Raw genomic sequence first — 24,848 nt, 5'->3', positions numbered from 1 at the left:
ACGGCCATGCATTTGCTGTCTGTACAACTTGCATGGCCGTTCCCTTGAAATGTCAACGCAAAGCCCTATCTTTCGGGAGTAACGTGTCCGGCTGGGCATTTGCGAAGTGGTGGCCGCGTCGCAGCCACTTCGCCTCCCCGCATGCGGACACACTTTCTAAAGAGAGAGGTCTCCCCAATGCGAATTGACAAACTCACCACCCGGTTCCAGGAAGCGCTGGCAGAAGCGCAATCGCTGGCCCTGGGCCACGATAACCAGTACATCGAACCCCAGCATCTGCTGCGCGCACTGCTGGCGCAGGACGACGGCGCGGCCCGCACGCTGCTGTCGCGCGCTGGCGTCAACGTGAACGGCCTGCAAACGGCGCTCGACGCGGCGATTCAGCGTCTGCCCCAGGTTCAGGGCACCAACGAGGTCCAGGTCGGACGCGATCTCAACAATCTGCTCAACGCCACCGAAAAGGAAGCGATCAAGCGCAATGACCAGTTCATTGCCAGCGAGCTGTTCCTGCTGGCCGTGGCTGACGACAAGAACGAAACGGGCCGTATCGCGCGCGAAAACGGTTTGTCGCGCAAGTCGCTGGAAGCGGCCATCACGGCCGTGCGCGGCGGCGACAGCGTGAATAGCGCCGACGCCGAATCGCAGCGCGAGGCGCTCAAGAAGTACACCGTGGACCTGACCGAGCGCGCCCGCGCCGGCAAGCTCGACCCCGTGATTGGCCGCGACGACGAAATCCGGCGCGCCATCCAGATCCTGCAGCGTCGCACCAAGAACAATCCCGTGCTGATCGGCGAGCCGGGCGTGGGCAAGACCGCCATCGTCGAAGGGCTGGCGCAACGCATCGTCAATGGCGAAGTGCCGGAAACGCTCAAGAACAAGCGCGTGCTGGTGCTCGACATGGCTGGCCTGCTGGCCGGCGCCAAGTATCGCGGCGAATTCGAGGAGCGCCTGAAGGCCGTGCTCAGCGATGTGGCCAAGGACGAAGGGCAGACCATTGTCTTCATCGACGAAATCCACACCATGGTCGGCGCCGGCAAGGCCGAAGGCGCGATCGATGCGGGCAACATGCTCAAGCCGGCGCTGGCGCGCGGCGAGCTGCACTGCATCGGCGCCACCACGCTGAACGAATACCGCAAGTACATCGAAAAGGACGCCGCGCTGGAACGCCGCTTCCAGAAGGTGCTGGTGGACGAGCCAAGCGTGGAGTCGACCATTGCCATCCTGCGCGGCCTGCAGGAAAAGTACGAACTGCACCACGGCGTGGAAATCACCGACCCGGCTATCGTCGCGGCGGCCGAGCTGTCGCATCGGTATATCACCGACCGGTTCCTGCCCGACAAGGCTATCGACCTGATCGACGAGGCAGCCGCGCGCATCAAGATGGAAATCGATTCGAAGCCTGAAGCGATGGACAAGCTCGAGCGCCGCACGATCCAGCTCAAGATCGAGCGCGAGGCGGTCAAGAAGGAAACCGACGAGGCTTCGCGCAAACGTCTGGAACTGATCGAACAGGAAATCACGCGCCTGGAAAAGGAATATGCGGACCTGGACGAGATCTGGCGCGCCGAGAAGGGCGCCGCGCAGGGCACGGCCGCGCTGAAGGAAGAGATCGAGAAGATCAAGCTGGAAATTTCGCGGCTGCAGCGCGAAGGCAAGCTCGACAAGGTGGCGGAGCTGCAATACGGCAAGCTGCCCGCGCTGGAAGGCAAGCTGCAGGCTGCCAACAAGGCCGAGGCCAGCGAGCAGAAGCAGCCCAACAAGCTGCTGCGCACGCAGGTGGGCGCCGAGGAAATCGCCGAGGTGGTGAGCCGCGCCACGGGTATCCCCGTGGCCAAGATGATGCAGGGCGAACGCGAGAAGCTGCTGAAGATGGAAGACCGCCTGCATCAGCGTGTGGTGGGCCAGGACGAAGCCGTGCGGCTGGTGTCCGATGCTATCCGCCGCTCGCGCGCGGGCCTGTCGGACGAGAACAAGCCCTATGGGTCGTTCCTGTTCCTGGGACCGACCGGCGTCGGCAAGACCGAGCTGTGCAAGGCACTGTCGGAATTTCTGTTCGATTCCGAGGAGCACCTGATCCGCATCGACATGAGCGAATTCATGGAGAAGCACAGCGTCAGCCGTCTGATCGGCGCGCCGCCGGGCTATGTCGGCTACGACGAAGGCGGCTACCTGACCGAGGCCGTGCGCCGCAAGCCGTACGCGGTGATCCTGCTCGACGAAGTCGAAAAGGCGCACCCGGATGTCTTCAACGTGCTGCTGCAGGTGCTTGACGACGGTCGCCTGACCGACGGCCAGGGCCGCACCGTGGACTTCAAGAACACGGTCATCGTGATGACGTCGAACCTCGGTTCGCACGTGATCCAGGCGATGTCGGGCGAGCCGCAGGAAGCGATCAAGGGAGCAGTCTGGCAGGAAGTGCGCACGCATTTCCGGCCCGAGTTCCTGAACCGGATCGACGAGGTGGTGGTGTTCCACGCGCTCGACCAGAAGAACATCGAGTCGATCGCGAAGATTCAGCTGCAGCGTCTGCAGGCGCGCCTGGCGCGGATGGACATGACGCTCGACATCAGCGAGAAGGCGCTCGAAAAGATCGCCAGCGCGGGTTACGACCCGGTGTTCGGCGCCCGTCCGCTGAAGCGCGCGATCCAGCAGCAGATCGAGAACCCGGTGGCAAAGGCCATCCTGGAAGGCAAGTTCGCGGCCAAGGATGTGGTGCCGGTGGACTACGTGGACGGCGAGTTCACGTTCGGACGCATCGTGCATTAACGCCGTACGCACCCGCGTCATGCAAGGGACCTCTTCGGAGGTCCTTTTTTTTCGTCACAATACGGGCTTGCGCGATTTCCCAACCGGAGCGATCTCATGGCTCAAGGCGAGCACAAGTATCACGTCAATGTGGAATGGACCGGCAACCGCGGCACCGGCACGTCCGGCTACCGCGCCTACGGCCGGGACCACACGATCCGCGCGGGCGGCAAACCGGACATCGCGGGCTCGTCGGATCCGGCGTTCCTTGGCGACGCTGCGCGCTGGAATCCCGAAGACCTGTTGGTGGCATCGGCGTCAGCCTGTCACAAGCTCTGGTATCTGCATCTCTGTTCGGACGCCGGTATCGCCGTGGTGGCTTATGTCGACGAAGCCGAAGGCACGATGCGGGACGGCCCGCAGGGCGGACAGTTCACGGAAATCGTGCTGCGCCCGCGCGTGACCATTCGGGCGGGCGATGACGCCGACCGCGCGGCGCAGCTTCATCACGTGGCGCACGAGAAGTGCTACATCGCGCGTTCGGTCAATTTTCCGATCCGCTGCGAAGCTGTAATCGAAGCGGCATCCGCGTGAATGTCTGATTGCCAACGCTGGCAAAACCCTATGTGCGCATAAGACGCTTGTCTTATGCCGCACATGTACTAGTCTGGACACATCGTTGACATATCCACGATCACCACCGTGACGATTCCCCGCAGTGTCCTGACCAACTCGTCCTAGCCTTTCGCACCGAGCCCCGCATCCCGCGCAGGATGCGCGGTGTTTCCCCATTCCGCCGCAGCCTTTTTCCGGACACTCACCGCCGGTGGATGGCGTTCGTCCTCACGAAGAAGAACACCTCGACAGGCGCCTGCCGCATTGCCCCGCGCCTGCCGTTCCAACGATCGATCGCAATCCGCGCCCCAGGCGCTTCTTGAAGCTGGAGGAATCATCGTGTTGCAAAAACGGAAGGCCCCCCTGGCCGTGGCGTGCGCTGTCGCGAGCGCGCTGCTGGTCATTTCCTGCGGCGGCAGCGACGACAACGGATCGACGCCCACCACGCCGACAACCCCGACGACCCCGCAGGCTGACAACAGTTGCCAAGTGCTGGCCAGTAACGGCAGCACCGTCGTGGTGGGTTCAAACCAGCCCGGCGATCCCGCGCTGCCCGAGCCCGCCACCGGCTATCGCACCGCGCTCAAGCCGGTCTACGCGAAGACCTACATGGTCTCGACGTCGAACGCCTATGCCAGCGCCGCCGGCTGTGCGGTGCTCCAGAAGGGCGGCAGTGCAGCCGATGCGGCCGTGGCCGTGCAGGCGGTGCTGGGTCTGACGGTGCCGGAAGCGACGGGCATGGGATCGGGCGGGTTCATGCTCTATTACGATGCGGCCGCCAAGACGATCCAGGCCTACGACGGGCGCGAAAGCGCGCCGGCCGCCGCCACGGAAAACTATCTGCGCTATGTCGACGACGCCACGGACACGAGCCTGCCAAAGCCCAACGCGCGCGCCAGCGGCCGGTCCATCGGCACCATTGGCGTGCCAAGGCTGATCGAACGCGTGCAGAAGGAACACGGCAAGCTGGCGTGGAAAGACCTGTTCGGCGATGCGATCTCGCTGTCCACCAACGGCTTCCCGATCGGCGGCCGGCTGGCCCAGGCCATCGCATCGAACGCGACGAATCTGAAGCGCGATCCCGAGGCGACGGCGTACTTCTTCAACGCCGACGGCACGCCCAAGGCGCTCGGCACGATCCTGAAGAATCCCGCCTATGCGAATACGCTGAGCGCGATGGCCGCGCAGGGCGCCGACGCACTCTACAAGGGCCCGATTGCCAACGACATCATCGCCAAGATCGGCTCGACCGTAGCTGCCGATGGGACACCGACCACCCCGGGCAAGACCACGCTGGCCGATCTGGCCGCGTATGAGGCCAAGCTGCGCACGCCGGTGTGCGTGACGTACCGCGCGTACTGGATCTGCGGCGCGCCGCCGCCGACTTCGGGCGGAATCACGGTGGCCGCGGCGATGCAGATTCTGGAGAACTTCGACATGGCGTCGCTCAAGCCGAATCCTGTCGATGGCGAAGGCGGCAAGCCGACGGTCCAGGGCGTGCATCGGGTCAGCGAAGCCGAGCGACTGGCTTACGCCGATCGCGACAAATACGTCGCGGACACCGATTTCGTGCCGTTGCCCGGCGGCACGTGGGACACCATGCTCAACAAGACCTATATGCAGTCGCGCGCCGCGCTGATCGACCCCGCGCATTCGATGGGAACGGCCACCGCCGGCAACCTCGGGCCGGTGCCGCTCGGCGTGTCGTCGCTGATCGAGCATGGCACCAACCACTACTCGATCGTCGATGCGCAGGGCAACGTGGTCAGCGCCACCACATCGGTCGAATCGAGCATGGGATCGTTCCATATGACCAATGGCTTCCTGCTGAACAATCAGCTCACCGATTTCAGTGCGGCGCCAACCGATACCAGCGGAAATCCGATTGCGAACCGCGTGCAGCCGGGCAAACGTCCGCGCAGTTCGATGGCGCCCACCATGGTGTTTCGCAAGGCTGCCGATGGATCGATGGGTGACTTCCTGATGGCCACGGGATCGCCGGGCGGCGGCACGATTCCGCAGTACGTGGTCAAGACGCTGGTCGGCGTGCTCGACTGGGGACTCGACGCGCAACAGGCCTCCGGGCTGGTCGATTTTGGCGCCAGCAACAATCCCACCACGACCATTGGCGGCGAGCATCCCAATATCGACATCAGCAACGGCGGCAACAACGATCCGCTGATCACCGGACTGAAGGCGCTCGGACACACCATCTCGACCAGCGCGCAGTCGAGCGGCGTCAATACGATCCTGCGCACCCAGACCGGTGGGGCGTCGGTGCTGCAAGGCGGTACCGACCCGCGGCGCGAGGGCGTCGTGCTCGGCAATACCTTTACGCCGTAAGCGCCGCATAGGCGTCACCAGCCAGCCGCAACGCCGCGCGGCTGGTTGCCAATCGCAACAGATTGCATGGGTTTGATTGGAATCGGTTGGTGATTGACTTGTGTCAACCTGTTGAGGCGTGCGGCTGGCTACTATCACATCCGTCATGGAGATGCGGGGGCGCTCTTCATGACTTGTCTACCCGTTTCCGGAATGGAAACTTGACCCGCAGCGCAACTCCGGCACTGCGGGTTTTTTCTTTTTGGCGTGACGTCATGCCTAGCCCGCTCGGGCGCAGGATTCCGGTCCAAATTCTGACGCCCCCTGGCCGACCCGCCTCGCCGTCTTCGGGCATGTCGATATTTCCGCGCGATCTTATGCGGAAAACGTGCTTGGATCGGCGAAACCATTCGTTCCGTTCAGATAGCCGCACCGGTAGCCTTTCTCCCTGACAAGAAGCCAAAGAAGCCCCGTTGCCTTGCGACGGGGACATTTCACGACATCTCTGACGGGAGCATCTGAACATGATTCGCAAGCTGGCCATCGGCCTCGCAGTACTGTCCGCCCTCGGCGCCGCCCAGACGGCCCTGGCCAATACCAGTCTGCTCAACGTGTCCTACGACCCCACGCGCGAGCTGTATGTCGACGTGAACAGCGCCTTCGCCAAGGCATACAAGGCGCAGGGCGGCGATACGGTGCAGATTCGCCAGTCGCACGGTGGATCGGGCAAGCAGGCGCGCTCGGTCATTGACGGACTCGACGCCGATGTGGTCACGCTGGCGCTGGGCTACGACATCGACGCCATCGCCGAAAAGGGGCTGATCAAGCCGGACTGGCAGAAGCGCCTGCCGCACAACGCCTCGCCGTACACATCGACCATCGTGTTCCTGGTGCGCAAGGGCAATCCCAAGCAGATCAAGGACTGGAACGATCTGATCAAGCCGGGCGTGCAGGTCATCACACCCAACCCCAAGACATCGGGCGGCGCGCGCTGGAACTATCTGGCCGCTTGGGGCTATGCGCTGCGCCAGCCGGGCGGCAACGAGGCCAAGGCCCGCGAGTTCGTCGGTGCGCTGCTCAAGAACGTGCCGGTGCTCGATTCCGGCGCGCGCGGCGCCACCACGACGTTCGTCGAGCGCGGGCTGGGCGATGTGCTGATTGCGTGGGAAAACGAGGCAATTCTGGCCATCAAGGAACTCGGTCCCGAGAAGTTCGATATCGTCGCGCCGTCGGTGTCGATCCTGGCCGAGCCGCCGGTGGCCGTGGTCGACAAGGTGGTCGACAAGAAGGGCACGCGCAAGGCCGCCGAAGCCTATCTGCAATTCCTCTACACCGACGAAGGCCAGGAAATCGCGGCCAAGAACTACTACCGTCCGATTTCGGAAAAGGTGGCCGCCAAGTACGCCGCCAACTTCCCCAAGGTGAAGCTGTTCACGATCGACGAGGTATTCGGCGGCTGGGCCAAGGCCCAGAAGGCGCACTTTGCCGATGGCGGTTCGTTCGACCAGGTCTACCAGCCCGGCAAGCGATGATCGCGACGCCGGGGCGGCCAGCGCTGCCCCGGCGCCCCTGAAGAAGGAGTCCGCCATGTCCGCTGCTCGCATCGTCCGCCTCGCAGTGTCTTGCATCGCCCCGGAGCGATGTCCCGCCTGATCTGAAGATTCCCCACGCATGACCCCTGCGATGCCGCGCGAAGGCGCCGGCAGGGCGTCGTGCCGCCACAGATTTCATCGCCATCGCCTTGCACGGACCCGACATGACCACTTCCAGAACCGGAACACTTGCCCGCCAACCTGCCTCGCTGCGCCGCCGCCTGATCCTCGGCGCACTCGTGATCGCCACCGGCGTGATCTACGGCCTCACCGCCTCGCCGGCCCGGGCCCAGTCGTCCAACACCAATCCAAAGCTGCTGCGCATCGGCTATCAGAAGTACGGCACGCTGACGCTGCTCAAGGCGCGCGGCACGCTGGAAAAGCGCCTCGCGTCGCAGGGCATCAGCGTGAAATGGACCGAATTCCCGGCCGGCCCGCAATTGCTCGAAGGGCTCAACGTCGGTGCCATCGATTTCGGCACGGTCGGCGAAGCGCCGCCGATCTTCGCGCAGGCCGCCGGCGCGCAACTGGCCTATATCGGCAATGAGCCGCCCGCGCCCACGTCCGAAGCGATCGTCGTGCCGAAGACGTCGACGCTGAAAAGCGTGACCGATCTGCGCGGCAAGCGCGTGGCGCTTAACAAGGGCTCGAATGTTCATTATCTGCTGGTGCGCCAGCTTGAAAAGGCCGGAGTGGCCTGGAGCGACATCCAGCCCGTGTACCTGCCGCCGGCCGACGCCCGCGCGGCATTCGAACGCGGCGCGGTGGACGCCTGGGTGATCTGGGATCCGTTCCTGGCCGCCGCCGAAAAGCAACTCGGCGCGCGCGTGCTGGCCGACGGCCGCGATGCGAGCGGCCGGAACGTCGTCAGCAATCATCAGTTCTATTTGGCCTCGCGCCCCTACGCGAATGCGCGGCCCGACGTGGTCGAGGCAATCCTTGATGAACTGGCGCAGTTGGGCCAGTGGGCCGAAAAGCATCCGCACGACGCCACGCAGTTCCTGGCCAAAGAGACCGGACTCGACACCAACGTGCTGGCGCTGGCCGTCTCGCGCTTTTCCTATGGCGCGAAGCCCGTCACGCCCGAGGTCCTCGCCGAACAGCAGCGTATCGCCGACGCGTTCGTGACGCTGAAGCTGATTCCCAAGCCGATCAAGGTGGCCGATGCCGCATGGACGCCGCCGGCACAGCAGGCGCGGCGCTGATCCACGCCATCGCCCATCCCGACCACAACAGGTAACAGGCACACGAGGCACGACATGCAAGTTTTCTGGTTTATCCCCACCCATGGTGACAGCCGCTACCTTGGCACGTCCGAAGGCGCGCGCGAGGTCAACTTCGACTATTTGAAGCAGATTGCCGTCGCGGCCGATACGCTCGGCTACGAGGGCGTGCTGATTCCCACTGGCCGCTCGTGCGAAGACCCGTGGGTGGCGGCGTCCGCGCTGGCCGCGGTGACGCGCCAGCTCAAGTTCCTGGTGGCAGTGCGTCCGGGGCTGATGACGCCGACGCTGGCCGCGCGCATGGCCGCGACGTTCGATCGCATTTCGGGCGGCCGCTTGCTGGTGAATCTGGTGACCGGCGGCGATGTCGCGGAACTGGAAGGCGACGGGCTATTTCTCGATCACGCGGCACGCTACGAGGCGTCTGCCGAATTCATCCGCATCTGGCGCGATGTGCTGGCGGCCAGCCACGATGGCGGCGAGATCAGCTTCGAGGGCAAGCATCTGCATGTGAAGGGCGCACGCGTGCTGTACCCGCCGGTGCAGCGGCCGCATCCGCCGGTCTACTTCGGCGGATCGTCGGACGCCGCGCACGATCTCGCCGCGCAACAGGTGGAGACGTATCTCACATGGGGCGAGCCGCCGGCGGATGTCGCGCGCAAGATCGCCGACGTACGCGCCCGTGCGGCGAAACACGGCCGCACGGTGCGCTTCGGCATCCGGCTGCACGTGATCGTGCGCGAGACCGAAGCCGCCGCGTGGGCCGCCGCGGACGAACTGATTAGCAGGCTCGACGACGAAACCGTGGCGCGCGCGCAGGCCGTATTCGCCAAGATGGATTCCGAAGGGCAGCGACGCATGGCCGCGCTGCATGCGGGCGGGGCCAAGCGCACGCGCGAGGCGCTGGAAATCAGTCCCAACCTGTGGGCCGGCGTGGGTCTGGTGCGCGGCGGTGCGGGCACGGCACTGGTCGGCGATCCGCACACCGTGGTCGCGCGCATGCAGGAATACGCGGACCTGGGCATCGACACATTCATCTTCTCGGGTTACCCGCATCTGGAGGAAGCGTACCGGTTTGCCGAACTGGTATTCCCGCTGCTGCCGCGCCAGTTGCGCGACAGACTGCCGGGGCAGGTGCTATCGGGCCCGTTTGGCGAAGTCATGGCCACCGGCATCGTGCCGCGCGCCTCGCAAAGCTGAGGCGGTGATCATGGCGAACCTGGAATCCGTGTCGCAACCGACATCGACATCGGCATCGGCATCGGCATCGGCATCGACATCGGCATCGACATCGACATCGACATCGACATCGACATCGACATCGACGCGTGGCCGCGGCGCGGCGCAGGCGGTCGCGCCGTGGATCGTGCCGGTGCTGCTGATCGTGGCTTGGCAGGGCGCATCGCAACTGGGATGGCTGTCCAGCCGGGTCCTGCCCGCGCCGCTGGCGGTGGTGGAAGCGGCGTGGGGTCTCGCTGCATCCGGCGAACTGTGGCGCCACGTCTGGGTCAGCACGTGGCGCGCGCTGATCGGACTGGCCGTCGGCGGCGGGCTGGGCCTGCTGCTCGGTCTGCTGACTGGCACGTTCCGCACTGCGGCCACACTGCTCGACAGCACGCTGCAGATGGTGCGCAACATCCCCACGCTGGCGCTGATTCCGCTGGTAATCCTGTGGTTCGGCATCGATGAGACGGCCAAGCTCTTTCTGGTGGCGCTGGGCGTGTTCTTCCCGGTGTACCTCAATACGTTCCACGGCATCCGCGCGGTGGATCCGGCGCTGGTGGAAATGGCGCGCAGCTACGGGCTGTCCGGATGGCGGCTGTATCGCGAAGTGATCCTGCCCGGCGCGTTGCCAAACATTCTGGTCGGCGTGCGTTTTTCGCTGGGGCTGATGTGGGTGATCCTGATCGTGGCGGAGACGATCTCCGCGCAATCGGGCATCGGCTACATGACGATGAACGCGCGCGAATTCCTGCAAACCGATGTGGTGCTGGTCGGCATCCTGCTCTATGCGCTGCTGGGCAAGCTGGCCGATGTGCTATCGCGCGCGCTGGAACGCTTCTGGCTGCGTTGGCATCCCGGCTATCAGGCCGCTTGAAACGAGCGAGGCATCCGGTAGCGGATAGCGGTACGTCATTCCACCCAGGTCACCGGTAGCGATCCGTTGCGAACCGAGGAGAGATTCATGCAGACACTTTATCCCGTGGAACAGGCCGCACTGGCCTGGCTCGAACACGATCTGGCCCGCCGCGAGGCAGCGCGTCCCGCAACGGCGCCGACGCCAGCCGAAGGCGGCGTGGCGCTGCGCGTGCAACAGGTGGTAAAGCACTACAACGGTCGCGCAGTGCTACATTGCGTCGACCTGCAGGTTCGGCCCGGCGAGTTCGTGGCCATTGTTGGGCGCAGTGGTTGCGGCAAGAGCACGCTGTTGCGCCTGGTGGCCGGGCTTGAAAATGCCGATGGCGGCGCCGTCACGCTCGATGATCGCAACGGCCGCGACTTGCAGGACAGTATCCGCGTGATGTTCCAGGATGCCCGGCTGCTGCCGTGGAAGCGCGTGCTGGACAACGTCGCGCTGGGCTTGCCGCGCGAGCGCCGCGCCGACGCGCAGGCCGTGCTGGCGCAGGTGGGGCTGGCCGAACGCGCCGCCGAATGGCCGGCGCGGCTTTCGGGTGGGCAGCGGCAACGCGTGGCGCTGGCCCGCGCGCTGGTGCACCACCCACGCTTGTTGCTGCTCGATGAGCCGCTTGGTGCGCTCGATGCGCTGACGCGCATCGAAATGCAGGCGCTGATCGAATCGCTGTGGCGCCGGCTCGGCTTCACTGCGCTGTTGGTCACCCACGATGTGTCGGAGGCGATCGCGCTGGCCGACCGCGTGGTGCTGATCGAAGACGGCCGCATCGCGCTCGATCAGCCCGTCGCGCTGGCCCGGCCACGCCAACGCGGCGACGCGGCGTTCGCCCGGCTGGAAGAAGCGGTGCTGCGTCGCGTGATGAAACTGTCGCCCGACGCCCCATCATCAACGAATCTTCATGCCGCGGTTGCCGCCTAGCTCCTATCATGAGCCATTGGCCGAACCGCGCGCGTAACGACATGGACCGAGCATGACCATTGCTACCGCACTCGAACGCTATCTTGAAACGCTGCCGCGCGAGCCGGTCCCCGGCCGCGAGCTTTGGCGCGATACGCGCGGACAGGTGCAGGGCCAGTACTTCAATTGCTCGCTGACCAGCGCGTTCGAGCCGCTGGTGACCTTGTCCGGCCGCGACGTCGTGGCGCACGAGGGGTCAATCCGTACCTATGCCGAGGACGGCGTCGGCCTGGCGGCGTGGAAACTGTTTGCGATGGCGGCGGACGACGCGTCGCTGGTGTCGCTGGACCGCCTGTCGCGGCTGGTGCACGCCATGAACTATTTCGCGGCGCACGGCGAGCACAAGCTCGTGCTCAATGTGCATAACCGGTTGCTGGCCGCGGTGGCCGACGATCACGGTGCGGCTTTCCGGCGCGCGCTGGAATCGCTGGGCCTGCCGATCGAGCGGTTCGTGATCCAGGTGCCCGCCAGTGCCAACGATGACCTGCCGCTATTGCTGCATGTGGTGGGCAACTATCGCCGCAACGGCTTTGCCGTGAGCCTGCAGGCGTCGGACCCGGCCGAAGCCGGTGCGCTGATGGCGCATGCGTTGCCCGACTGGCTCAAGCTCGACATGCGGCGCACCTGGACTGACCGCCAACTGGCCGGGCTGCGCGCCAGCGCGGACGGCGCGGGCGTGACGCTGATCGGCCGGCGCTTGCAGAACGACGAGGTCGTCGAGCGTCTGCAGAACGCCGGCATCGTACTTGGACAGGGCGAGGCCGTGGCTGGCGGACCGGTGTCGGCACGCGCCTTGCATGCTCATGATGTAGCTGGCAGCACCCCATAAGCACTGAACAACACGAGCGAGAGAAGGAGAACGTATGGTGGCATCGACACTATCGGGCGGCGGCGCGCGGCTGCAAGTGCCGCGCGGTCTGCAGATCCTCACCGTTCCAGGCTTGCACGGCAGCGGGCCGGCGCACTGGCAAAGCCGCTGGGAAGCGTTGTATCCGGACTGGCAGCGCATCGAGCAGCATGACTGGGGCCGGCCGAGCCTGCCGCTGTGGGCCGAGCGCGTATCCGAAGGCGTGTCCCGCGCGCAGCGCGTGGCATCGCGCGGCGCGGTGCTGGTGGCGCACAGCTTCGGATGCTTGGCAACATTGCGCCAGGCGTCGCTCGATCCGGTCGGCATTGCCGGCGCGTTGCTGGTGGCTCCCGCCGATCCCGACAAATTCGGCGTCGGCACGCTGCTGCCGACCTGGCGCCTGCCGTTTCCGACCATCGTGGTGGCCAGCACCAACGATCCATGGATGTCGCAGCGCACGGCATTCAGCTGGGGCACGCTGTGGGGCAGCGAACTGGTCGATGCCGGCCCGCGCGGCCATATCAACGCCGATTCGGACCTCGACGACTGGCCCGCGGGACAGGCGCTGCTCGCCACGTTGCTGCAGCGGATCGACTCCACGGGGCGCATTCTTAACATGGGTGACGGCTCAGACACCTGGGAAGCGTCCGCGGATGTCGTACAGCCGGCTCCTTATATCTAAAACGATTAAGAAAATTCGAAAAGATTCGTTCTGTTTATAAGGGCGCATCTTCAAAATTTGTCTCGTAGACCGGCGCCTTATGCGCCGCGATCATAAAGACGAGACGACATGCCTTCCACAATTTCCCTGGCGGACGCGCCCCCGCCCACGGTTCCCGCCGCGCAGTTGCGCCCGGCACCCGCCAGCCAGCGCTATACGGTGCTGCCGGGTTTCGGGCTGTCGCTGGGCTTCACGATCTTCTATCTGACGCTGATCGTCCTGATCCCGCTCTCGGCGACGTTCCTGAAGACGTTCACGATGACGTGGGATGCCTTCTGGACGACGGTATCGAATCCGCGCGTGGTGGCGTCGCTGGAACTGAGCTTCGGCGCGTCGCTGGTGGCGGCGATCATCAATACCGCGTTTGGCCTCGTCGTGGCGTGGGTGCTGGTGCGCTACCGGTTTTTCGGCAAGCGTTTTATCGATGCGCTGGTGGATCTGCCGTTTGCACTGCCTACCGCAGTGGCGGGCATCGCGCTGACCGCATTGTTTGCCGGCAATGGCTGGATCGGCCGCTGGCTCGAGCCGCTTGGCATCAAGGTGGCCTTCACGCCGTTGGGCGTGGTGGTGGCGCTGACCTTCATCGGCCTGCCGTTTGTGGTGCGCACTGTGCAGCCAGTGCTCGAAGACGTCGAGCGCGAACTCGAGGAGGCTGCCGCCAGCCTCGGCGCGACACGCCTGCAGACCTTTCGCCGCGTGATCCTGCCGGCCATCCTGCCAGCGCTGCTGACCGGATTCGCGCTGTCGTTCGCGCGGGCCACCGGCGAGTATGGATCGGTGGTCTTTATTTCCGGCAACATGCCGATGGTGTCGGAGATCGCGCCGCTGATGATCTATTCGAAGCTGGAGCAGTACGACTACGCCGGCGCCACTGCCGTGGCCGTGGTGATGCTGGTGATCTCGTTCGTGCTGCTGCTATTGATCAACCTGCTGCAGGCGTGGACGCGCCGCCATCAGAGCGGCGCCCGCGCCGCGGCGCTGCCTGACGGCAATCCGGAGGTGAACTGACATGGCCGGAGCCGTTTCCCGCCTGGGCGCATCGGGCGCCGCGCATCCGTACGGCGCCACGGGCGAATCCGCCTGGGTGCGCTACACGCTGATTACCGTTGCGGTGCTGTTTCTCGGGCTGTTCCTGTTCGTGCCGCTGGCGTCGGTCTTCTATGAAGCCTTGCGCAAGGGCGTGCAAACCTATTTCGATGCGCTGGTCGAGCCGGATGCGGTCGCGGCGATCCAGCTGACGCTGACCGTGGCGGCCATCGCGGTGCCGCTCAACCTGGTGTTCGGCGTGGCGGCGGCGTGGGCCATCGCCAAGTTCGATTTCCGCGGCAAGAATCTGCTGATCACGCTGATCGATTTGCCGTTCTCGGTGTCGCCGGTGATCTCGGGGCTGATCTATGTGCTGATGTTCGGCGCGCAGGGCTGGTTCGGCCCATGGCTGGAGGCGCACGACATCAAGATCATGTTCGCGGTGCCGGGCATCGTGCTGGCTACGGTGTTCGTGACCTTCCCGTTTGTCGCGCGCGAGCTGATTCCGCTGATGCAGTCGCAGGGCAGCGAGGAAGAGGAGGCCGCCATCGTGCTGGGCGCATCGGGCTGGCAGACCTTCTGGCACGTCACGGTGCCCAACATTCGCTGGGGCCTGCTGTATGGCGTGATTCTCTGCAATGCGCGGGCGATGGGCGAATTCGGCGCCGTGTCCGTGGTGTCGGGCCATATTCGCGGGCTGACCAACACGATGCCGCTGCATGTGGAAATTCTCTACAACGAATACAACTTCGCGGCCGCGTTTGCCGTGGCGTCATTGCTGACGCTGCTCGCGCTGGTCACGCTCGGTATCAAGACGCTGGTCGAAATCCGCGCCGGCAAGGAACACGCACAGGAAGGGCAGCCATCATGAGCATTCAGGTCAGGAACGTGCAGAAGCGCTTCGGCGATTTCGTGGCGCTCGACAACGTCTCGCTGGACTTCGCCGAGGGCGAACTGACGGCGCTGCTCGGGCCGTCGGGCTGCGGCAAGACCACGCTGCTGCGGATCATCGCCGGGCTGGAGCGCGCCGATGCGGGGCAGGTGGTGCTGGCCGGGCAGGATGCGTCGACCCAGCACGTGCGCCAGCGTAACGTCGGCTTCGTATTCCAGCACTACGCGCTGTTCAAGCACATGACGGTGTTCGAGAACGTGGCCTTCGGCCTGCGCGTGAAGCCGCGCGCCGAGCGCCCGTCGGAGGCCGTCATCCGCGCCAAGGTGAAGTCCCTGCTGGAACTGGTGCAGCTCGACTGGCTGGGCGACCGCTATCCGTCGCAGCTCTCCGGCGGCCAGCGCCAGCGCATTGCGCTGGCCCGCGCGCTGGCCGTGGAGCCGCGCGTGCTGTTGCTCGACGAACCGTTCGGCGCGCTCGACGCCAAAGTGCGCAAGGAACTGCGCCGCTGGCTGCGCCGCCTGCATGACGAACTGCACGTGACCAGCGTGTTCGTGACGCATGACCAGGAAGAGGCGCTCGAAGTGGCCGATCAGGTCGTGCTGATGAATCGCGGCAAGGTCGAGCAATTCGGCACGCCCGAAGCGGTCTACAACCATCCCGCCACACCATTCGTGTTCGGCTTCCTCGGCAACGTGAACCTGTTTCACGGCCGTCTGGAAGTGGGCGATACGGGCGGCCTTCTGCACACCGGCGAAGCCGTGCTGCCGGTGGTCGGCAGTGGACATGAGACCGCGGGCGATGCGGTGGCGTATGTGCGGCCGCACGATCTGGAAGTCGAACGCTATGCGCCGGGCACGGACGGCATCGCGGTGACATTGCGGCGCGCGCTGACGCTGGGCCCGGTGGCGCAACTGGAACTGGAGCGCGAAGACAACCAGGACGTGATCGAGGTGGCGTTGCCGCTCGAACGCTTCCGTCACCAGGGCTTTCGCGAGGGCGAACTGTTGGCGGTGCGGCCGCGCCAGTTGCGCGTCTTCAATCGCAGCCAGACTAACGCGGCACAACAAGGGACGGCCAAATGAATTTTCAGCAATTGCGATCGATCCGCGAGGCGGTGCGCCGCCAGTTCAACCTGACCGAAGTGGCCAACGCGCTGTACACATCGCAGCCGGGCGTGTCGCGCCAGATCCGCGAACTCGAAGAAGAACTGGGCGTGGAGATCTTCGAGCGCTATGGCAAGCGCCTGACGGGTCTGACCGAGCCGGGCCGCGAGATCGTGCGGATCGTCGAGCGTCTGCTTCTGGAGGCCGAGAATCTCCGGCAGGCCGGCGATGAATTCGCGGGCCGCCATACCGGCCGGCTGACGGTGGCCACCACGCATACCCAGGCGCGCTACGCGCTGCCCAAGGTGGTGCAGAGCTTCCGGCGCGAATATCCGCACGTCACGCTGGCGCTGCAGGAGGCATCGCCGTCGCATATCGTGGAACTGTTGCTGACCGGTCAGGCCGACATCGGCATCGCCACCGAAGCCGTGGCCAGCGAGGCCGGGCTGACGTCGTTCGAGGCCTACAGCTGGCAGCACGTGATCGTGGTCTCGCCCGAGCATCCGCTGACGCGCTTGCCCGAGCCCACGCTCGAAGACCTGTGCAATTTCCCGATCATTACGTACGACGCCGGCTTCACGGGTCGCCGCAAGATCGACGGCGCGTTTGCCGACGCGGGTTTGCAGCCCGAGATCGTGCTCACGGCGATGGACGCGGACGTGATCAAGACCTACGCCGAACTGGACCTCGGCGTCGGCATCATCGCCTCGATGGCCTATGACGAACGCAAGGACGCCGGGCTCGTGCGGATTCAGGCTGACCACCTGTTCGAACCGAATACGACCAGCGTGGCGGTGCGCCGTGGCGCCTACCTGCGCGGCTATGCGCACGCGTTCATCAACATGTTCGCCCCGCATCTGTCGCGCGACACGGTGTCGACCGCGCTGGCCGAGGCGTCGAGCCGGATCGCCGTGGCGGCCTGACGTCGCGGAATGGCGCCCGAAATTGTCTGAAACCGCGCGGTTCATACGCGCGTTTGCCGCGCGCGGATCTACCTGCCGGTAGGATCCGCCAACCGGTCGCGCCGCCAGTCGTCAGTTCGTCGCAAGCCGCTTTCCTCGCGCCGCCGTCAGGCGTACATTCCCTCTCATCGCAGCCGCCCCATCCGACCGAATGCATGGGGCGTTGCCTATGCTGCAGTGCATCACAGATTTGCACGCGGCTTGTGGAGCAGAAGGAGGGAGAGAACCATGCGCATGCCAGGCGCGGTGCCGTCGCGGCTCAACATTCTTGCGCGCGATCTGCTGTTCGTGGTCTGCATGAACACAGTCATTGCCGCCAGCCTCAACTATGGGTTCCGGACCGGCGGCTCGCTGGTGCAGAACTTCGTCTATAGCCAATTGATCGGGTTGTCGATCTGGGTGCTGATCGATGTGCCGCGCGTGCTGATCTGGTGGAACGACCGGCCGCGCCGTTGGCCGTTCATGTGCCTGGCAGTGGTGGCCGTGCCGATGGGCGTGGTGCTAGGCAGCTGGGCCACGCGCGAACTGCTGAACCTGCCCGAAAAATCGCCGGCCGCCACCGGCGATATGCTGCGCATGTGCCTGATCGTCGGCATGCTGGCATCGGCGAGCATGATCTACTTCTACTGGTCGCGCGAGAAGCTGGCCTATCTGGAACGCCAGGCCGCGCTGGACGCGCTGCAGCGCGAGGAAGCCGAAAAGCAGCTGGTGCGGGCGCAACTGATGGCGCTGCAGGCCCAGATCGAACCGCACTTCCTGTTCAATTCGCTGGCCAATCTCGATGGTCTGATCGCGACTGACCCGCGTGCCGCGCGCCAGTTGCTGCAACGGCTGATCGGCTTCCTGCGGATGTCGCTGTCGCACACGCGCGCGGAGCATTGCACGCTGGCGCAGGAATTCGAACTGCTGCGCAGCTATCTCGATATCCAGGGCATGCGATTCGGTTCCCGGCTCGATCACGCCGTGGAATTGCCGGCGGCGCTGGCCGACGCCGAGATCCCGCCGATGCTGATCCAGCCGATTGTCGAAAACGCGGTCACGCACGGCATCGAGCCCTGCATGCGCGGCGGCAAGATCCTGCTGTCCGCGCAGCAGACCGCCGACGGCAGCCTGCAGGTGATCATCGCCGACACCGGCGTGGGCTTCACGCAGGGCGCAAAAAGCGGCAAGGGTGGATCGGGTCTGGGCCTGACCCACGTGCGCGAACGCCTGGCGCGTATTTTCGGCGCCGCGGCCAGCATGCAGATGGAGGAAAACGTGCCGCGCGGCGTGGTGGTGCGCCTGACGCTGCCGTTGACGCGCAGCACCGATCCGACCGTCGCGCCGGCGCGGCCAGCGCAGGAGCCGCCGCGCGCGTCTGCGTCGCCCAACGTGACGCCGGCGATTTCGCGTCCGTGAGGCCGCGGTACCGGCGCATCGCCCAATTTCTTGAACCGCAGTCCCTGACATTCGCGCCCCCATGTCTCCGACCCTGCTGATCGCCGACGACGAGCTGCTGCTCGCGCGCGTGCTCGAATCCGAACTGAAATCGTTGTGGCCGGAAGCCACCATCGCCGCGGTGGTCCACGATGGCGTGGCCGCGCTGGAGGCCGCGCGCGCGCACCGGCCCGACGTCGCCTTTCTCGATATCCGCATGCCGGGCATGAGCGGCATGGACGTGGCGCGCGAACTGATCGAATTCGACAACCCGCCGCTCGTGGTGTTCGTCACCGCCTACGATCAGTTCGCGCTGGAGGCGTTCGAGCGCGCGGCGGTCGACTATGTGCTCAAGCCCGTACAGCACGAGCGACTGGAAGCCACCGTGGAACGCCTGAAAGCGCGCATCGTGCTGCGTCATGCCACACCCACCCATGACGGTCGCACCGATGACCATGCCGGCGACGCCGCACCGGAGATCGGCGCGATGGTCGACGCGGACAAGCTTGCGCAACTGCTGCAGCGGCTGGAATCGCTCGACAAGCCGGCTGTCGCGCGCGGCCAGTACTTGCGGTTTATCAAGGCGCTGGTCGGGCAGGAAGTGCGCATCATCCCGGTCGACGAGGTGATCTATCTCGAAGCCACCGACAAGTACGTGAACGTGGTGGCTTCCAGCGGCGATGCGCTGATCCGCACCAGCCTGCGCGAACTGACCCAGCAGCTCGATCCCGACCGTTTCTGGCAGATCCATCGCGGCACCGTGGTCAATATCGATTGCGTGGCCAGCGCGGTCAACCAGTCGCTGGGCCGCCTGTCTTTGAAGCTGCGCGACCGGCCCGAATCGCTGCCGGTGGCCAGACAGTACGCGCATCTGTTCAAGCAGATGTAGCGTGCCATGTGCGCGCCAGGCATGCGACGGCCGGTGGCGCGGAATTTCCTCTAACATGGCCGCTTTGTGCCACTCACGAACTGTCAGAGGAGTCATCGATGAAGCCCGTCACCACCGATCTGTGCGACGCCAATGAATCGCGCCTGGCCGACGGCACCTTGCGGGTGCTGTCGCCGGGGTTTCTCCACTTTGGCAAGCGCGTGGCGTTTGCCGGCCCGGCCGCCACGCTGAAGGTGCACGAGGACAACTCGCTGGTGCGCGCCGCGCTGGAGACGCCGGGACAGGGCAGGGTGCTGGTGGTCGATGGCGGCGGATCGATGCGCTGCGCGCTGGTCGGCGGCATGCTCGGCGAACTGGCCGAAAAGAACGGCTGGGCCGGCATCGTCGTGAACGGTTGCGTGCGCGACAGCGTTGAACTGAACGCCTGCGACGTCGGCATCCGCGCGCTCGGCGTGCATCCGCAAAAAAGCCAGAAGCGCAATATCGGCCAGCCCGATGTGGCGGTGCAGATGCCCGGCACGGTGGTGCGTCCCGGCAACTGGATCTACGCCGATGCCGACGGCGTGCTGGTCGCCGACCAGCAACTGGAGGCCTGATCGATGCCGCGCGTTTTCGTCTATGGCACGCTGCGCGCAGGCGAGGTCAACGATCTGAATCACGCCGCCGCGCGGCATGGCATTGCGCCGCCGACGCTGGTTGGCAGCGGCGCGATCGCGGGCCGGCTCTATGACTTCGGCAGCTATCCGGGTCTCGTGCTCGATCCATCGGCCGGGCCCGTGGCCGGCGACATCTACGACATTCCCGATGCATTGTTGCCGGTGCTGGACGAGATCGAGGAGGTCTATCCCGGGCAGGCCACGCTGTTCATCCGCGAATCCCGGCCGGTACTGTGCGATGGCGTCGCGCTCGATTGCCTGATGTACCCGGTGGCCGACGGCGCCGTGACCGGCCTGCCGCGCATCGATGGCGGCGACTGGGTCGCGTGGCGCCGCGCGCGCGATGCGGCGGCGGCCTGAGATTCGCCGTTTCAAACGCAGTCGCGCGGTATGCGGCGGCGTTAGCATGGGCGACGATGACATTCGATACTGTCAATGCCCGACGCCATGACTCTGCCGATTTCCTCGCGGCCATCGCCGCTCGCGTTTCATATCCAGACAGGCACCGTGCGGCTCGCCGCCTCGGCGTGGGGGGACCCAAGCCATCCCGTCGTGGTGCTGGTGCACGGCTATCCCGATAACAGCCACGTCTGGCACGGCGTGGCGCAGGCGCTGTCCGAGCGTTTTCATGTGATTGCCTACGACGTGCGCGGTGCGGGGGCCTCGGACGCGCCGCCTAACGTGTCCGACTATCGGCTTGAACGCCTGGCTGACGACTTCATCGCGGTGATCGACGCCGTTTCGCCCGATCGCGCCGTGCACCTGGTCGGGCATGACTGGGGATCGATCCAGGGCTGGGAATTCGTCACCGATCCGCGCCTGTATGGGCGCATCGCTTCGTTCACGTCGTGTTCGGGGCCGTGCCTCGATTACGCCGCGATCGCCTTGCGCGGCACCGGCCGGCGCTCGCTCCGGCAGTGGGGCGCCGCGCTGCGTCAGGCGCTGGCATCGTGGTACATCGTGTTCTTTCATCTGCCGAAACTGCCGGAATGGAACTGGAAGGTCTGGCTCGGCCGAAGCTGGCCGTTCTGGCTGCGCAAGACCGAAGGACTGCATGCGCCGGCCAATCCCACCCAGACTGCCGACGGTGTGAACGGGCTGCGGCTGTATCGTGCCAACTTTCGCGTCCGCCTGCGTGCGCCGCGCGACAGGCGCGCCCATGCGCCGGTGCAGATCATCGTGCCGCTGCGCGATCGCTATGTGCGGCCGGCCGTGACCGAGGGTTTCGGGCGGTGGGTCGCGCATCTGTGGCGTCGCGAAGTCGATGCGCATCATTGGTTGCCGCTGTCCCACCCGCAACGCATGGCCGCCATGATCGGCGAATTTGTCGACCATCTGGCCGGCGCGCCCGCATCGACCGACCTGCAGGCCGCGCGTGTGAATCCCGAGGCTGCTGAAATTTCATGATGCGGAAAGCTGTTTTGTTTCGCAAAAACATGTCGGTGCGCAGCACAAGCTCCGTTTCTCATGATGGAAGACTCCCTTCCACATCGTGGCATACGATCGGCAACTCATTGAAAGTAAAGAATAAAAAAACGAGGCCTTGACCACAGTTGGCGCTGTTGCGACGCGGGATCGTTCCCTACACTCTTATATAAGACACATGACTTGAGACGCTGGAACCACAGCGTCGCCTCGGTCTCCCCGGCAACGGGGCCGTGTCGCAAATTTCGAAGCGAATCCCTGGCATTGCTATCAGGAGAGTGAATATGACTACGCGCCAACAACAGATTGAAGCCCTGCAAAAGGATTGGGATACCAATCCGCGCTGGAAGGGTGTGAAGCGCAACTTCACCGCTGAAGACGTGGTCCGCCTGCGCGGTTCGGTGCAGGTCGAACATACGCTGGCCCGTCGCGGTGCGGAAAAGCTCTGGCACCTGCTGAACACCGAGCCGTTCGTCAACACGCTGGGCGCGCTGACCGGCAACCAGGCGCTGCAGCAGGTCAAGGCCGGACTCAAGGCGATCTATCTGTCGGGCTGGCAGGTCGCTGGCGACGCCAACCTGGCGGGCGAAATGTATCCGGATCAGTCGCTGTATCCGGCCAACTCAGTGCCGATGGTGGTCAAGCGCATCAACAACACGTTCCAGCGCGCCGACCAGATCCAATGGAGCGAAGGCACCGGCGACACCGATTTCTTCGCGCCGATCGTGGCCGATGCCGAGGCCGGCTTCGGCGGCGTGCTCAATGCATTCGAGCTGATGAAGTCGATGATCGAGGCGGGCGCCGCTGGCGTGCACTTCGAAGATCAACTGGCGTCGGTCAAGAAGTGCGGTCACATGGGCGGCAAGGTGCTGGTGCCCACGCGCGAAGCCGTGGCGAAGCTGACCGCCGCGCGGCTGGCCGCCGACGTGTCGGGCACGCCGACGCTGGTGATCGCCCGTACCGATGCCGAAGCGGCCGACCTGCTGACGTCGGACGTGGACGAGCGCGACCAGCCGTTCCTGACCGGCGAGCGCACCGTGGAAGGTTTCTACCGCACGCGGCCCGGCATCGATCAGTCGATTGCGCGCGCCGTGGCCTATGCGGAGGTGGCGGACCTGGTGTGGTGCGAGACCGGCAAGCCCGATCTGGAATTCGCCAAGCGCTTTGCCGAAGCGGTCCACGCCAAGTTCCCGGGCAAGATGCTGGCGTACAACTGCTCGCCGTCATTCAACTGGAAGAAGAATCTTGACGATGCGACGATCGCCAAGTTCCAGAAGGAATTGGGCGCGATGGGCTACAAGTTCCAGTTCATCACGCTGGCCGGTTTCCATTCGCTGAACTACTCGATGTTCAACCTGGCCTACGGCTATGCCCGCAACCAGATGAGCGCGTTCGTGGAATTGCAGGAAAACGAGTTCGCCGCGGCCGAGAAGGGCTTCACCGCCGTGAAGCATCAGCGCGAGGTGGGCACCGGTTACTTCGATGCGGTGACGCAGACCATCGAGGGCGGCCAGTCGTCGACGACCGCGCTCAAGGGCTCGACCGAAGACGAACAGTTCTTCGACAAGAAGGTGGCCTGAGCCATTCGGCCAGGCAACGCGAAAGGTAATTCGGGGACGGCGTGCGACCATCACGCCGTCAGTTTGGCACCGCGCCGCATGACCTGCGGCGCGGCTTTTTTGGCAGGGCGGCTGACTATCGATAGACGATAACGGGAATATCCGTATGCGTGAGTACTTTCTGGGTCTCGCTGCCGAGCAGCAGGCCGGACAGGCCGCGCCGGCCGTGCGAGGCCATGAAGATCACGTCGCAGCCATGACGCTCCGCCGCGTCGATGATGCCGAGATAGGGCACCGCGAAGGTGGTCATGTCCGCATCGAACGGCAGCCCGGCGGCGACCGCGGCGGTTTCGATCTCCTTCAGGTACAGCCTGGCCTGGTTCTCGATACGTTCCTTGAACGCCTGCGGAGCCTCGACCACGATTTCGCTGAAGGGCGTGTACGGATATTCCTCAAGGCAGACATAGGCAGTGACGCGGGCGTTGATCGCCTTTGCCAGTTCCAGGCCGCCATCGATGGCCTTCTTGGACAACTCAGAACCGTCGGTGGGTAGCAGGATGTGCTTGAACATACCGGACCTCCTTTCACGAGTGGGGCAGGCCAAGTCAGCGCCTGTCTGATTGATTGTAGTCAGTGTGAAGTGTCCGTCATTGCGAAATATCAAACCGATTGGTGGGCGAAGGAACTTTTGTCCGCCAATCGCGCGCATTGCGATTCAAGCAATCGGCGATGTCGCGTCGGCCGCGAATCTGGTCCGCGCAGTGGGTCCGCGCCACTGGCCAGCTTAGTCGGCACCGCTGGCCGGCGCCTGTTCGGCGCGTCGCCAGTAGGCCGGGTTGCCATAGGTGTTCTTGAGATGATCGATGAACAGACGAACGCGCAGCGGCAGATGCTTGCGCTGCGGGAATACCGCATGAATGCCGATCGGCGGCGCCTGGAATTCGTCCAGCACGGTGACCAGTCGGCCGCTGGCGATCTCATGGCCGACTTCCCACCAGGAGCGCCATGCCAGGCCGTGGCCTTGCAGGCACCAGGCGTGCAGCACCGCGCCGTCGGTGCATTCCATCGTGCCGCCAACCTTGACCGTGATGGCGCGGCCATCCTGCTGGAATACCCAGCCGCGCTGCACATTGGCGCTGGCGCCAAAGGCCAGGCAGTTGTGGCGCGACAGGTCGTCCGGCTGCTGCGGCGATCCGGAGCGCGCCAGGTATTCGGGCGACGCCACCACCACGCGCCGGTTTTCGGCCAGGCGGATCGACACCAGGCTCGAATCGGGCAGATCGCCGAGGCGAATCGCGCAATCGAAGCCTTCGTTGACCAGATCGACCACGCGATCGGAAAGGTCGAGCGTCAGCGTGACGTCGGGATGCGATTCGATAAACAGCGGCACCACCGGCGCCACATGCTTGCGGCCGAAACCGGCCGGCGCGGTCACGCGCAGGTGTCCGCTGGCCTTCACGCCGCCCGCGGAGACGCTTGCTTCGGCATTGTGCAGATCGTTCAGGATGCGCTGGCAGTCCTCCAGGAAGGCCGAGCCCTCAAAGGTCAGCGTGATCTTGCGCGTGGTGCGGACCAGCAACTTGACGCCCAGGCGCTCTTCCAGCGCGTCGATGCGCCGGCCGATGATGGCCGGCGCCACGCCCTCGGCAGCCGCCGCGGCGGAGAGGCTGCCACGTGATGCGACCGATACAAAAGTCTCCAGTTGCTTGAAATGGTCCACGAATGTTCGCTCGCTGATACACAGTCTTGATGAGGAAGGCCAAG

Annotated in this window: 22 protein-coding genes; 20 read left to right on the top strand and 2 right to left on the bottom strand. The window is 65.0% G+C overall.

Annotated elements, in window-relative coordinates; translation table 11 throughout:
* Positions 1–177 precede the first annotated feature (177 nt).
* The 20 genes from clpB to aceA all read left to right on the top strand — a co-directional run bounded on the left by clpB (position 178) and on the right by aceA (position 23,105).
* Positions 178–2,766: an ATP-dependent chaperone ClpB gene (clpB, locus tag AC1RKI_RS23565; RefSeq protein ID WP_061958237.1), complete on the top strand. Its 2,589-nt coding sequence runs from the start codon at positions 178–180 to the stop codon at positions 2,764–2,766.
* Positions 2,767–2,862: 96 nt separating this feature from the next.
* Complete coding sequence (locus AC1RKI_RS23560) at positions 2,863–3,339, top strand: OsmC family protein (RefSeq protein WP_341248878.1); 477 nt, start codon at positions 2,863–2,865, stop codon at positions 3,337–3,339.
* Between the two features lie 360 nt (positions 3,340–3,699).
* Complete coding sequence (locus tag AC1RKI_RS23555) at positions 3,700–5,703, top strand: gamma-glutamyltransferase family protein (protein ID WP_492797240.1); 2,004 nt, start codon at positions 3,700–3,702, stop codon at positions 5,701–5,703.
* A gap of 503 nt (positions 5,704–6,206) precedes the next feature.
* Positions 6,207–7,214: a sulfate ABC transporter substrate-binding protein gene (locus AC1RKI_RS23550; protein WP_061958240.1), complete on the top strand. Its 1,008-nt coding sequence runs from the start codon at positions 6,207–6,209 to the stop codon at positions 7,212–7,214.
* A gap of 224 nt (positions 7,215–7,438) precedes the next feature.
* Positions 7,439–8,479: a sulfonate ABC transporter substrate-binding protein gene (locus AC1RKI_RS23545; protein WP_492797243.1), complete on the top strand. Its 1,041-nt coding sequence runs from the start codon at positions 7,439–7,441 to the stop codon at positions 8,477–8,479.
* A 54-nt stretch (positions 8,480–8,533) separates the two neighbouring features.
* On the top strand, positions 8,534–9,697 hold the full coding sequence (gene ssuD / locus AC1RKI_RS23540; RefSeq protein WP_341248876.1) for an FMNH2-dependent alkanesulfonate monooxygenase: 1,164 nt from the start codon (positions 8,534–8,536) through the stop codon (positions 9,695–9,697).
* A gap of 10 nt (positions 9,698–9,707) precedes the next feature.
* Positions 9,708–10,595: an aliphatic sulfonate ABC transporter permease SsuC gene (gene ssuC / locus AC1RKI_RS23535; RefSeq protein WP_492797245.1), complete on the top strand. Its 888-nt coding sequence runs from the start codon at positions 9,708–9,710 to the stop codon at positions 10,593–10,595.
* Positions 10,596–10,682: 87 nt separating this feature from the next.
* Positions 10,683–11,549, top strand: a complete 867-nt coding sequence (locus tag AC1RKI_RS23530) for an ATP-binding cassette domain-containing protein (protein ID WP_492797247.1) — start codon at positions 10,683–10,685, stop codon at positions 11,547–11,549.
* 52 nt (positions 11,550–11,601) lie between these two features.
* A complete protein-coding gene (locus AC1RKI_RS23525) occupies positions 11,602–12,417 on the top strand; it encodes an EAL domain-containing protein (RefSeq protein WP_227459344.1) in 816 nt (271 codons plus the stop codon).
* Positions 12,418–12,451: 34 nt separating this feature from the next.
* Positions 12,452–13,117, top strand: a complete 666-nt coding sequence (locus AC1RKI_RS23520; protein ID WP_061958245.1) for an RBBP9/YdeN family alpha/beta hydrolase — start codon at positions 12,452–12,454, stop codon at positions 13,115–13,117.
* Positions 13,118–13,225: 108 nt separating this feature from the next.
* Positions 13,226–14,164, top strand: a complete 939-nt coding sequence (gene cysT / locus AC1RKI_RS23515; protein ID WP_150979251.1) for a sulfate ABC transporter permease subunit CysT — start codon at positions 13,226–13,228, stop codon at positions 14,162–14,164.
* A 1-nt stretch (position 14,165) separates the two neighbouring features.
* The gene (gene cysW / locus AC1RKI_RS23510; protein WP_061958247.1) at positions 14,166–15,053 is read left to right on the top strand and encodes a sulfate ABC transporter permease subunit CysW; all 888 of its coding nucleotides are present in this window, start codon (positions 14,166–14,168) and stop codon (positions 15,051–15,053) included.
* Positions 15,050–16,156 (top strand): sulfate/molybdate ABC transporter ATP-binding protein, encoded by a 1,107-nt coding sequence (locus tag AC1RKI_RS23505; protein ID WP_244785331.1) that lies wholly within the window; start codon positions 15,050–15,052, stop codon positions 16,154–16,156. Before cysW ends, AC1RKI_RS23505 begins: the two co-directional genes overlap by 4 nt.
* Complete coding sequence (locus AC1RKI_RS23500; RefSeq protein WP_061958249.1) at positions 16,153–17,100, top strand: CysB family HTH-type transcriptional regulator; 948 nt, start codon at positions 16,153–16,155, stop codon at positions 17,098–17,100. Before AC1RKI_RS23505 ends, AC1RKI_RS23500 begins: the two co-directional genes overlap by 4 nt.
* 267 nt (positions 17,101–17,367) lie before the next feature.
* Positions 17,368–18,537 carry a sensor histidine kinase gene (locus AC1RKI_RS23495; protein ID WP_492797251.1) on the top strand — a complete coding sequence of 390 codons (1,170 nt, stop codon included), beginning with the start codon at positions 17,368–17,370 and terminating at the stop codon, positions 18,535–18,537.
* Positions 18,538–18,598: 61 nt separating this feature from the next.
* Positions 18,599–19,444, top strand: coding sequence for a LytR/AlgR family response regulator transcription factor (locus AC1RKI_RS23490; RefSeq protein WP_492797253.1), 846 nt, complete (start codon positions 18,599–18,601; stop codon positions 19,442–19,444).
* A gap of 98 nt (positions 19,445–19,542) precedes the next feature.
* Complete coding sequence (gene rraA / locus AC1RKI_RS23485) at positions 19,543–20,040, top strand: ribonuclease E activity regulator RraA (protein WP_492797255.1); 498 nt, start codon at positions 19,543–19,545, stop codon at positions 20,038–20,040.
* A gap of 3 nt (positions 20,041–20,043) precedes the next feature.
* A complete protein-coding gene (locus tag AC1RKI_RS23480; protein ID WP_061958253.1) occupies positions 20,044–20,460 on the top strand; it encodes a gamma-glutamylcyclotransferase family protein in 417 nt (138 codons plus the stop codon).
* 75 nt (positions 20,461–20,535) lie between these two features.
* Positions 20,536–21,507 (top strand): alpha/beta fold hydrolase, encoded by a 972-nt coding sequence (locus AC1RKI_RS23475; RefSeq protein ID WP_492797257.1) that lies wholly within the window; start codon positions 20,536–20,538, stop codon positions 21,505–21,507.
* A gap of 302 nt (positions 21,508–21,809) precedes the next feature.
* A complete protein-coding gene (gene aceA, locus AC1RKI_RS23470; protein WP_150979249.1) occupies positions 21,810–23,105 on the top strand; it encodes an isocitrate lyase in 1,296 nt (431 codons plus the stop codon).
* 115 nt (positions 23,106–23,220) lie between these two features.
* Here aceA and AC1RKI_RS23465 read toward each other — a convergent pair whose 3' ends face one another.
* On the bottom strand, positions 23,221–23,655 hold the full coding sequence (locus tag AC1RKI_RS23465) for a universal stress protein (protein WP_061958255.1): 435 nt from the start codon (positions 23,653–23,655) through the stop codon (positions 23,221–23,223).
* A gap of 213 nt (positions 23,656–23,868) precedes the next feature.
* Positions 23,869–24,804 (bottom strand): substrate binding domain-containing protein, encoded by a 936-nt coding sequence (locus AC1RKI_RS23460; protein ID WP_492797260.1) that lies wholly within the window; start codon positions 24,802–24,804, stop codon positions 23,869–23,871.
* Between the last annotated feature and the right edge of the window lie 44 nt (positions 24,805–24,848).

It is taken from the genome of Cupriavidus sp. GW822-FHT06G04, from assembly GCF_058799075.1.
Note: the sequence above shows the minus strand (reverse complement) of the source record. Positions and strands in the feature narration are given on the sequence as shown.